9 protein-coding genes are annotated in these 11717 nt (G+C 53.0%); 7 read left to right on the forward strand and 2 right to left on the reverse strand.

Annotated elements, in window-relative coordinates:
* Window positions 1-36: 36 nt before the first annotated feature.
* The 4 genes from ACYU87_RS06765 (at window position 37) to ACYU87_RS06780 (ending at window position 6693) form a co-directional block, all read left to right on the forward strand.
* Window positions 37-1473 (forward strand): TolC family protein, encoded by a 1437-nt coding sequence (locus ACYU87_RS06765; RefSeq protein WP_461133261.1) that lies wholly within the window; start codon window positions 37-39, stop codon window positions 1471-1473.
* Between the two features lie 112 nt (window positions 1474-1585).
* Window positions 1586-4813, forward strand: a complete 3228-nt coding sequence (locus tag ACYU87_RS06770; protein WP_461133262.1) for an efflux RND transporter permease subunit — start codon at window positions 1586-1588, stop codon at window positions 4811-4813.
* A 158-nt stretch (window positions 4814-4971) separates the two neighbouring features.
* A complete protein-coding gene (locus ACYU87_RS06775; protein ID WP_461133263.1) occupies window positions 4972-6108 on the forward strand; it encodes an efflux RND transporter periplasmic adaptor subunit in 1137 nt (378 codons plus the stop codon).
* Between the two features lie 102 nt (window positions 6109-6210).
* Window positions 6211-6693 (forward strand): ankyrin repeat domain-containing protein, encoded by a 483-nt coding sequence (locus tag ACYU87_RS06780; protein ID WP_461133264.1) that lies wholly within the window; start codon window positions 6211-6213, stop codon window positions 6691-6693.
* Between the two features lie 51 nt (window positions 6694-6744).
* Here ACYU87_RS06780 and ACYU87_RS06785 read toward each other — a convergent pair whose 3' ends face one another.
* On the reverse strand, window positions 6745-7461 hold the full coding sequence (locus ACYU87_RS06785) for an SDR family oxidoreductase (protein ID WP_461133265.1): 717 nt from the start codon (window positions 7459-7461) through the stop codon (window positions 6745-6747).
* Between the two features lie 235 nt (window positions 7462-7696).
* Between ACYU87_RS06785 and ACYU87_RS06790 the strand changes: the two genes are divergently transcribed.
* Entirely contained in the window at window positions 7697-9085 is a 1389-nt protein-coding gene (locus ACYU87_RS06790; RefSeq protein ID WP_461133266.1) for a glycoside hydrolase family 88/105 protein, read from the forward strand.
* 93 nt (window positions 9086-9178) lie between these two features.
* On the opposite strand, the gene ACYU87_RS06795 is transcribed toward ACYU87_RS06790, so the two are convergent.
* On the reverse strand, window positions 9179-9616 hold the full coding sequence (locus ACYU87_RS06795) for a nuclear transport factor 2 family protein (protein ID WP_461133267.1): 438 nt from the start codon (window positions 9614-9616) through the stop codon (window positions 9179-9181).
* 236 nt (window positions 9617-9852) lie between these two features.
* Here ACYU87_RS06795 and ACYU87_RS06800 point away from each other — a divergent pair, with 236 nt between their 5' ends.
* Together ACYU87_RS06800 and ACYU87_RS06805 are read left to right on the forward strand one after the other, a co-directional pair.
* Window positions 9853-10764 (forward strand): sensor histidine kinase, encoded by a 912-nt coding sequence (locus ACYU87_RS06800; RefSeq protein ID WP_461133268.1) that lies wholly within the window; start codon window positions 9853-9855, stop codon window positions 10762-10764.
* Between the two features lie 99 nt (window positions 10765-10863).
* Window positions 10864-11559 (forward strand): hypothetical protein, encoded by a 696-nt coding sequence (locus ACYU87_RS06805; RefSeq protein ID WP_461133269.1) that lies wholly within the window; start codon window positions 10864-10866, stop codon window positions 11557-11559.
* The last annotated feature ends 158 nt before the right edge of the window (window positions 11560-11717 follow it).

Raw genomic sequence — 11717 nt, forward strand, 5'->3', positions numbered from 1 at the left:
GGTTGTCAATCAGCTTAGTTCGGCCAGGGGTTGTCCATGAAAAAGACACATTTTCGCAATTCGTCAAAAGGGATTCCGGGCCGTGTTGCCTACCCTAAAAAAGCGGGGGGAGTTCTTCTGCTCACACTGTTTCTATTTACTTATCAGGCGCAGAGCCAGACGGTAACGCTGAATCAGTTGGTTGACCAGAGCGTCCGGCAGTATCCGTTTCTGAAAGCTAAACAGGCGGAAGTCAGTAGCGCGGAACGACGCATCAAAGCCAGCCGAACGGACCTGTTACCCTCGCTCATCGTACAGGATCAGTACACGTATGCAACCACAAACAGCCTCAACGGGTCGTTTTTTCCGAACGAAGGCACCGCGATCTCAACGTCGGGCGGAGTACGGCAAACAGCCATCTCACAGGCTAGTTTCGGTAGTTTCACCAGCGCCGTAATCGAATGGCGGGCCATCAATTTCGGCCGGATAAAAGCTAACATAGCCGTTGCGAAAGCCGACTGGCAGCGCAGCCGGATAGACTACGAAAATGAGATTTTCCAACACCAGGTTCGCACCATTGATGCTTATTTGGTTCTGCTTATCAATCAGAAACTGGTTCAGATTCAGCGGAGCAACCTGGAACGGGCACAAACGTTCAAACGCGTTGTCGATGCAGGAGTCCGGTCGGGGATGCGGGCGGGCGTCGATAGTTCGCTAGCCACGGCGGAGGCCGTTCGGGCCCGGTTGCTTCTGCTAGGCAGCCAGCAGCAGGAACAGGTCCAGCGGCTGCGACTCTCCGAACTAGCCGGACAATTGCAGCCCACTATGCAAATCGATAGTATGCGTTTTTACACGACACTGCCCAACGGCAACTTCCTGTCTGACTCACTCTCGCCCAAAAACCCAACCCTACGCCTGTTTCAATCGCAGATCAATCTATCGGCAGCCCGCAGTCTGGCTACGCATCGGTCCGGAATGCCCACTATTTCGCTGGTCGGCGTTGGGAATGCCCGTGGGTCCGGCTTCTCGAATCAGGGCGACATCTTTCTGTCAAACCAGGTAAACGGCCTGGGGTATCAGGTTGGCAATTACCTGGTTGGCGTTGTAGCCCGCTGGAATCTGACTAACATTCTCCGCGTTCGGCAGGATTATCACGCCGATCAGTTTCTCGTAGAGCGGTCGCGGCAATTGTTCAATACGCAGCGTCTGCAAATCACCCGGCAGTATCAGGAAGCCGAAACCCAGTACCAGGTGGCGCTGGAACAGGCTCGTCAGGCACCGGTCCAGTTGCAGGCGGCCAAACAGGCCTACAACCAGGCTAACTCCCGGTACCAGAGCGGTCTGACCGACTTGCCGACGTTACTCCAAAGCGTAGTTACCCTCAATCGAGCCGAAGTCGATGGCTACGTATCGATCAGCAATGTGTGGCGGTATCTCCTGCTGAAGGCGGCTGCTGAGGGTGATTTATCCCTGTTTATGAATCAGGTCAGGTAAAGACGCATACTTGCGTCTCGTGTACGGGCGTCATGCGTCTCTGCGTCAGCAATGTACAACCATCCGGGATAGGAGACGCAAGTAGGCGTCTCTACATAAATCAACTACAACTATGTATAACATCATTCGTTCAGCGCTGCGAAAACCGATTTCGGTGGTTGTGGCGGTTATGGGTCTTCTTTTCTTCTCGGTGATGTCGCTCTTCACCATTCCGGTCGATATTTTCCCGAGCCTCGATCTGCCTACCATTTATGTCGTGCAGCCGTACGGTGGCATGGCTCCCGACCAGATGGATGGGTTCATCGCAACCCGCTATCAGGATCACTTTCTGTATGTATCGGGCATTCGGGATATCGACGTAAAAACGATTCAGGGCTTATCGCTCATTAAGCTCTCGTTCTACCCCGGCACCGATATGGCCCAAGCTGCGGCCGAAGTTGCCAACAATGTGTCGCGGGCCAAAGCGTATATGCCCGAGGGAACTGTGCCGCCCCAGGTGGTTCGATTCGATGCCAGTTCGGTGCCGGTTGGCCAGCTGGTATTTGAGAGCCCCAGCCGATCGCTGAACGAAATTCAGGATTATGCGTCATCGCGGGTGCGGCCCATGTTCTCCCGGATTCCGGGCGTATCCAGCCCCCCACCCTTTGGCGGCAATCAGCGCACCGTCATTATTAAGGTCAATCCACAACTGATCCGCAGCTATCAGCTTACGCCCGAGGAGGTTATTAAGTCCATTGTGATCAATAACCAGCCTTCACCCGCCGGTAATATCCGCATTGGCGACAAGGCGCTCATGACGCCCGTTAACTCGCTGGTCAAACGGCCCGACGATTTTCTGAACATTCCGATTCGGGTAGGTTCGGGGCCAACGGTATTTGTTCGGGATGTTGGAACGGTGGAGGATGGTGCCGACGTAACGGTGGGTTATGCGCTGGTAAACGGGCGCCGGGCGGTGTATATTCCGGTTGTTAAAAAGTCCGATGCATCGACGCTGGATGTGGTCAGCAACATTCGCAAAGCCCTGCCCGACTTACGGGCTGCGGTACCCGAAGACGTTAAGATTTCCTACGAATTCGACCAGTCGGTTTACGTGACCAATGCCCTGAAAAGCCTGGTAACCGAAGGTATTTTAGGCGCTGTACTGACGGGACTGATGGTGCTGCTTTTTCTGCGCGACTGGCGTAGTGTCATCATTGTGGTGGTCACGATCCCGATCTCGATTCTGTCGGCCGTCATCATGCTGAACTTATGCGGCCAGACGATCAACATCATGACCCTATCGGGCCTGGCGCTGGCTATCGGTATTCTGGTCGACCAGGCGACGGTGACGATTGAAAACATTCACCAGCATCTCGAAGCAGGAAAGCCCAAAGCTGTTGCCATCTGGGATGCCTGTAAGGAAATCGTTTTCCCCGAATTTCTGATTCTATTGGCTATTCTGGCCGTATTTGCCCCGGCGTTTGTGATGAGTGGCGTACCACGCTCCATGTTCCTGCCTTTGTCGTTGTCCGTTGGGTTCGCCATGATTGCGTCGTTTCTGCTCTCGCAAACCTTCGTACCCGTACTGGCGAACTGGCTGCTAAAAGATCACATCCCCCACGAAGCGCCAACGCTGGCCCTCGATGCGCAGGAACGCCACGCGATGATGCATAACGGTGCTCCTGCGGTGGCCGGTGCCACTGGTTTTGAGAAGTTTAAGCAACGGTATTCGGCCGTGCTTGAAAACGTCCTGAACCGCCGAAAACTGGTTGTAAGTGGTTATCTGGTGGGCAGTCTGGCTGTTATTGTCGTCTGCTTCATGGTTATCGGCACCGATATTCTGCCCCACGGCAATAGCCATCAGTTTCAGATGCGGCTGCGTATTCCCGACGGTACTCGGGTAGAACGGACCGAAACCGCTACCCTGAAAGTACTCGACATTATCAAACAGGCCGTTGGGGCAGACAACGTCGAGATCTCCTCAGCGTACGTCGGCACGGTTCCGTCCAGTTACGGCACGTCCAATATTTTCGTGTTCAACAGTGGGCCACACGAAGCCGTTTTGCAGGTTTCGCTGAAGGAGGAACATCCCGTGAACATGGACAATCTGAAAGAAGACCTCCGGGGCCGCATTGCAAAGGCGTTGCCAACGGCCAGTATTTCCTTTGAACCAATCGAGCTGACGGAGAAAATCATGAGCCAGGGTGCATCGACGCCCATTGAGGTAACAGTAGCGGCCAAAGACCTGAACGAAGCCGGCCGGTTTGCCAACAAGATTCGGGAGCGAATGACGAAGATCGACTTTCTGCGCGATGTGCAGATTGCCCAGCCGCTGGCCTACCCCATCCTGAAAGTGACCATGAACCGTGAGCGAGCGGGTCAGTTGGGCGTTACGTCTACGCAAGTTGCCCGGTCGATGGTGGCGGCAACCTCGTCCAGCCGGTTTACGGATAAAAACCTCTGGCTCGATGAATCGAAAGGATTAGCCTACCAGGTACAGGTACAGATTCCAGAATACCAGATGAGCAGCGCCAGCGACATCGGCAATATTCCGCTTAAGAGCGGAGAAATGCACCCACTCTTGTCTGACGTCGCTACCTTCTCCGAGGATACGGCACCGGGTGAATACGATCGCGCGGGACCCAACCGGCTCGTAACGATCACGGCCAATTTGCAGAATAAAGATCTGGGTACGGCTCAGAAAGCCGTTCAACAGGCCATCAACGAAGCGGGCGACCCTCCTCGCGGTGTCCTGGTCGAACTGGGTGGGCAAACCAGTCTCCTGACGGATACCCTGAGCAGTTTGCAAACGGGACTACTAGTCGCCATTGTCATCATCTTCTTATTGTTGGCGGCCAATTATCAGTCCTTCAAGCTATCATTGGTGATTCTGGCGGCCATTCCGGCGGTGGTAGCCGGAGCTCTGCTCATGCTGCTGGCCTGCGGGGCTACGCTCAACCTCCAATCGTACATGGGCCTGATCATGTCCGTAGGGGTATCCGTCGCCAACGCCATTCTGATGGTCACGAATGCCGAGAATCTGCGCCTGGAAATTGGTGATACACGCAAAGCCGTTGTGCTGGCCGCCAATAGCCGGATTCGCCCGATTCTGATGACCAGTATCGCCATGATTGCCGGCATGGTGCCCATGGCGTCGGGCCTTGGTGAAGGGGGTGATCAGATTGCCCCGCTTGGGCAGGCCGTTATTGGCGGATTGATTGCCTCGACACTGGCCGCCCTGCTGATTTTACCCTGTGTGTTCACGCAATTCCAGACAAAAGCGACAACCCAATCGGTATCACTGGACCCGGAAGACCCCGAGAGCAAATTTTACCATCCAGAACTGAGCACCAGCGTGTAGTAGCTCGATTAAGCGTGCTTCCGTAGTCCATGAGGACACGGCCTACGAAGGCACGCCTTAGCCAATCAATTTGCAACACGTACTTTATCCTCGTCACTTGTTCATTTCCAACGTAAACTGACATGACTTCATTAAGCCAAAATCGCTCTTTTAGAAAGATGAAACTGCTCGTATATCTAATCGGAACAACCGCTCTGGCTACTGGTTTTGCAGCCTGTTCGTCGGCCAGCAGCGATAACAAGACGACGACTAAAGAACCCGAGATACAACGGGTCGACGTCACGACGGTGCAGGCTTTACAGCCCAGTAACCGGGTTACCCTGCCCGGTGAATTAAAGCCCTGGAATTGGGTGAGTATGTACGCCAAAGTGAAAGGTTTCGTGCGTGAAGTCGCTGTAGATCGGGGAACAACGGTTCGTAAAGGGCAGGTACTGGCCCGGCTCGATGCGCCCGAAGTTATTTCGGAACTCAGCCAGGCGCAGGCCCAGGTTCAGGCGCAAGAGGCCACGCTGGTCGAGCAAACAACACGGGCCCGCGCCAGCCGACAGACCTACAACCGGTTGGTGCAAACGGCAAAAATGGAAGGAGCCGTATCGGCCAATGAGTTGGATCAGGCGCTGGCAAAGATGCAGGCCGATAGTGCGATGGTCGCCGTTGCGCGGGGAACGGTGCAGGCCGCCCGCTCCAACTACCAGGCCAAAACGGAGCTTCGGCACTACCTCACCATCACGGCCCCGTTTGACGGTACAGTGATTGAACGGAACATCAGCCCCGGTGCCCTGGTCGGGGCGGGCGACAGTGGGAAACCGCTGTTCATCCTGGAAGACAGCCGTACGCTGCGCCTGACAGTAGCCATTCCCGAAACGTTTGCCAATCAACTTCAGACAAAAAGTGCCGTTTCGTTCACCGTAAACGCCATGCCCGACCGGCATTTCAGCGCAAAGCTGGCTCGTTCGGCCGAAAGTCTGGTGGAAGCCAACCGGGCCATGATGGCCGAATTTGACGTCGCCAATGCAGCGCACGAACTCAAATCAGGCATGTACGCCGAAGTGATGATGCCCGTAAAAAGATCAGGCAAAACGATGTTTGTTCCGACCACATCGGTGGTTAGCTCAAGTGAGAAAATGTTTGTTATTAAAGTACGTGACAACCAGGCGCAATGGGTGTCGGTTCAGAAAGGCAATGTCGTTGATAGCCTGGTCGAAGTATTCGGCGATCTGCCAGCCGGGACAACCATTGTGAAGAAAGCTTCCGAAGAAATTCGGGATGGGCAGGCGATTCAGGTAGTTAAGTAATATAGACTGTACACCCGACCGATTTTTTGAAACAAACAATCCAAGTTCTTTTGTTTACTTGTTCGGTAACGTCAATTTCGACCTACTCAACTGTACTTGTTTATGTCCTTTTATTCATATCCCCCCGAAACCCTGCTGTTTGATGCCGCCCGTAAAGGAGACACCGCTGCCATCAAAAAACTAATTGACGAACAGGTCAATGTAAACACACAGGATGGCAAAGGATTCACGCCCCTGATCATAGCTGCTTATGACGGACACATCGATGCTGCTAAAACGCTGCTGGATGCAAATGCAAACGTAAATGCACAGGATCTGAGTGGAAACACGGCCCTGATGGGCGTTTGCTTCAAGGGCTACCCGGAGGTTGCCCAACTGCTCATTGAACAGGGTGCCGACCTGAACATCCAGAACGGGACCGGGGGTACGGCCCTGATGTTTGCCACCTTATTTGGCCGTAACGACCTGGTAAAACTGATGCTGGACGCTGGTGCGGATACGGCCATTCGGGATAAACGGGGCCTGACCGCCCTCGATCTGGCTGTTCAGAAAGGCAATGAAGAGGCCTGGCTCTTACTAAAATAAGCAACGATGGCGCAGGGCTGAAGCCTTGCGCCATCGTCAATACCAACTCGCTTACTTACCGCCCGGCCGCGTTGGGCGAACCTCAATTTTGCTGGGCAGCGTACGGGCAGGCATATGAATCAGGTCAGCAACGATCTGTCCAATGTCTTCCGGCTGTATTTTCCAGGCGTCTTTTTCGCTGGGCTCGTGGTTGTCAAAATAAGTCGCTACGGAGCCGGGCATAATCGTCGTTACTTTGATGCCTTCGCTGCGTAGATCGAGCATGATGGCTTGCGAGAAGCCAACCAGACCAAATTTACTGGCGTTATAAGCTGCTCCTTTCTCGAAGAAGTTAGTCCCCGCCAGACTCGAAATCGTGATAAAATAGCCTTCCGTTTCTTTCAGCGCAGCCAAGGTAGCTTTCGCCGTGTAGAATACGCCCGTCAGGTTGATATCAATCGTTTCGTGCCACTGTTCGGGGGTCAGCTCCTGAATTGGGGCAAAATGGCCCACACCCGCATTGGCAATCACGTAATCGAGTTGCCCCCACTCTTTCAGAACCAGGTCGACGGCCTTCTGCTGAGAAGCCAGGTCGCGTACGTCGGCTGCAATACCGAGTGCATAGCCCGGTTTGATTTCGTTCAGTTTAGCCGCAGCCAGTTCCGCAGCGACGGATGAACGGCTGGTGATGGCCACTTTAATACCATCTCGAATAAGAACCTCGGCAACGCCGTAGCCAATGCCTTTCGATCCGCCCGTAATGAGCGCGGTTTTGTTGTTATCTGCCATGAATACATCAATAAGGTAAGAATCCGGCGAGGTGAGTCGCCCAGGAAAACAACTTGGCAGAGTGCGCTAAAGTTTTATAGACGCTACGGCAAAATTTAACCGACACAGGAGGGTGCATGATAGAGGATAAGTTGACCGGTGTAATCTTTGGTATCTAAAGCCCAATGGCCAGGCCTTTTAGCTGATTCACTACGCTTTCTATCGCTTGGCTCCGTTCCTGTTATCGACCCCTACTATGCCAACGTATCCTTCTATTCCCCCCTTTATCACGCGCCCATTGGGGCTACTTCTGGCGGGCCTCACTGTCGGACTGACCCTACACGCCCAACCGGGTGCGCCAAAAGCCAATGACTCAACGACGCCCCTGCACCTGCTCCAACCCGATTGTCCTGTGCCTTACGGGCAACCGAAGGTAAACGAGGTAACGGGTGTCCTCAACCGGATTTATACGTATCTGGAAGCCAATACGCCTACGCAACTTATTGACAAAGAGACGAAAAAAGAGCTGATAGCCAGCGGCACCTTTAATCCCAATGCGATCTTTAAACCCGGCGATTTTCGATTAATCAGTTACGAATGGGGCGTTACGTATGCCGGCATGCTGCTCGCCAGTGAAGCGACTGGCGACAGTCGGTACGCGGATTACACCAACAAACGGCTTCAATTCATTGCCGAGCAGGTTCCCTATTTCCGGGCGCAGGTAATCGCCGATCCGAAAGCCAACACACCTATGCGGTCGGTGATGGCACCCCATGCCCTCGATGATGCCGGGGCTATGTGTGCCGCCATGATTAAGGCCAGCCGTGCCGGGGGTATCAAGGCAAACATGCGGCCTATGATCGACAACTACATCAACTACATCCAGACGAAAGAATTCCGGCTATCGGATGGTACACTGGCCCGCAATCGGCCACAACCGAATACGCTCTGGCTCGACGATCTGTTCATGAGCGTTCCGGCTCTCGCTCAAATGGGAAAACTTACCGGCGATCAGAACTATTATGATGAAGCGGTGAAGCAGGTGACCCAGTTCTCGAAACGGATGTTCAATCCGCAAAAAGGCCTGTACATGCACGGCTGGGTCGAGGGGATGAGCGTTCACCCGGAGTTTCACTGGGCGCGGGCCAATGGCTGGGGCATTCTGACGGCGGTTGAGCTACTGGATGTATTGCCCGCTACCCACCCCGGCCGACCCATTATTCTGGACTTACTAAAAGCCCATGCCAAAGGCCTGGCTGCCCAACAATCCGGTTCGGGTTTCTGGCATCAACTCCTCGATCGGCCCGATTCATACTTGGAGACATCGGCAACGGCCATTTACGTATATGCCTTTGCGCACGCGATCAACCAGGGCTGGCTAGACTCGTTGGCCTATGCGCCGGCAACTCTGCTCGGCTGGAACGCCGTATCGACAAAAGTCACGCAGCATGGTCAGATTGAGGGCGTTTGTGTTGGTACCGGCATGGGCTTCGATCCGGCGTTTTATTACTACCGGCCAATCAATGTATATGCTGCTCACGGGTATGGCCCGGCTCTGCTGGCGGGTGCCGAGGTGATTAAACTGCTGAAGAGCAAAACATTCGAAATCAACGACAGCTCCCTGCAATTGACGCAGAAGAAATAACGTTCGCAATTTTTTGATGTTGATGTAGTGTCCGTTTTTAAGAAACCGACACTACATCAACATCCCGACACCACATCGACAACACGAGTAACCCTATATTTTGACGGCCTGACGGGCCAGTAACTTCCAGTTTCCTTTCTGCTTCACCCACACCAGCAAAACCGCCAGTTTGGCCTGACCTGGTTTCCCATCGTTAGCTGTTTCAGCCATGAGCTTGTGCCGCACCATAGCGGTGTTGTCTACGACGGTAATGGATTCTTCCGTCAAGTCAATGGTTTTGAAATCCGATACTCCACTGGTGAGGGCTTCGATGAAGGCTTTCTTATCCTCTATTTTACCCGTTGAGTGGCCATAGCTCAGTTCATTGGATGCCAGTGACTCCAGTTTCGCTTTGTCAGGGTCGATCATGAGCTGCCGTAATTGCTGAACGGCCTGAGCAACAGCTGCTTGCTCTCTACCCTGCGCCAGCCCCTTGGTGGCCAGCATGCCGCACAAGGCTATAATCGTCAGCAGATTAGTTTTCGTATACATAAACAATAAAGATTAGTTGAAAGACACCATTCAGAATCAGAACGCCAACAGGCTTTCTGTCATGCTAATAAACGTGAATGCCTGCGGTTTTTACCGTACAGGATACCGATAATTGACGTACAGCTTTCGCCAACTTCGTTTATAAATTCCTCAGAATAGGCATGAACGACCGTATACTAAGGAGTTTATACCTGATTATGAAGAATTTAGTAATTAGTCCGCAAATACTGTAACTGATGAGGATCATCTATTTGCTTATTTGTTTCGGTTATCTGATGATGGGTACCGTTGAGGCACAAATACCGCAAACCTTCGGCTCGACATTCTCTATTCAGATCAGCGCGGAAGGGCAACAACTAGTGACCTACGGCAAGATCGAACAGAAGAAATCCCTGATCAAGCTACTCCGTCAGCAGGTACCGAATCGGGAGGAAGACCTGACCAGTATTTTACTGATCGGCGGTGTGCTGTTGCTAGTGCTGAGTATCGTTGTAACGGCCTGGCTACGCGACCGGGCCCGCCTGCGCCGACTTGAAGTGGCTCAGGCCCTGCGCAAACAGATTGTCCGCGACCTGCACGACGAGGTAGACAGCACCCTGAGCCGTCTGTTCCTGCTAAGCGGCACGGTCGATCAGTTCATTGCCCGGAACAAGCCCGAATCGGTCGAGCAGGCTATCCAGAAAATCAACACCGACGCCCGCCGGATTCTGGAAGCCATGAACGAAATCATCTGGACCCTTAACCCCGAGAAAGACTCGTTGCTCCGCATTGCCATTCGTTTACAAACGTATGCTCAGCCGTTGATGGAGTCGACGAATATTCGGTTTTCGTTGATTGCCGACCCCGCTCTGGACACCTTACCCATTTCGGTGGAGGTGCGCCGGAACCTGTACCTGATTGGTAAAGAAGCCATTAATAACCTGGTCAGGTACTCAGAGGCCACCTGGGCTACGATGCGCTTTGAGCACCAGAAAAACCAGCTCAAGGTGGTGATTGAGGATAACGGAAAAGGTTTTAATCCAGCCCGGTTTACGCAGCGCACAGGGCAATTGAGTGTACAGGAGCGGGCCCAGGCAATAGGCGCTATACTGGCGGTGAAGTCGAGACCCGGCCAGGGAACCCTCCTGCAATTAACTGTTTATCCGTGAGCCTCATCCATTTATTCAATTTACGAACATTGCACTATTAACTGTTTTTCAAGACGTTACCTCCAAAATAAACTCTCCACACAGTAATTTATCGAGCCAATGAACGCACAATTTATCTTCGCCTTGATGATGCTTGTTCTATCATTTACAGCCCAGGCGCAACCGCCTTTCTCGGCTACCCTCACGAACCCGGCCAGCACAACGATCAAGTTCAATCCTAAGCAAAAAATTCCGACGCTCAATCTGCCCTGTAAACTAACCAACGGTCAGGACCGCCCCTACGCCTGTGAGTTTTCGTTCGATAAACTGGAGTTCTACGGTAAGGACGGTTCGTTGCTCGGAACGGCGAAACGGGTGAACAATGGTCAGCCCAAACCGACGCCCTTGCCATTTACCAAAGCCAAAAGTTCGGCGCCTGCCGGCCAGTCGGGCCTGATAACTTACACCGTCAAAGCCTACTTTACCCGTCGCAATAAACCGGCGTTCCCAGTCGACAAAGGATATCAGATTCGCACCTGCAAAGTCACGTCCTGTTTGCAGTCCGATCAGATTTCAACCGCCCTATCGGCAATCAAAATGCCTTCTGGAATAAACGAGAAGACCGTCATCACCTTCGATTTACAATGGGTATACGGCAAGAAAGATGGCCTGATGATTGGCCCGCGCGAATTGTATATTGAAAATGATGTAACCACCACTAAGTTCAAATTTTCGACGCAATACACCATGCGCGACAAATCGGAAGCCTGGATCAACATTGACCCCCGTATTACCGACGAGCCTTCCACGAATTAAATGACAGAAATTACCAGCGCAGGATAAGGACTACTGTCACGTAGCAAGCGACAATATTTTCCTAATGCTAGTTCCAGAAGCTGATCCACGAGAAATGGGATTGACCCCAACGAGCAATTCTGTCCGGCCGTTCGTATCTTTCGTGTCGATCTGGTTTT

It is taken from the genome of Spirosoma lituiforme (genome assembly GCF_054776635.1).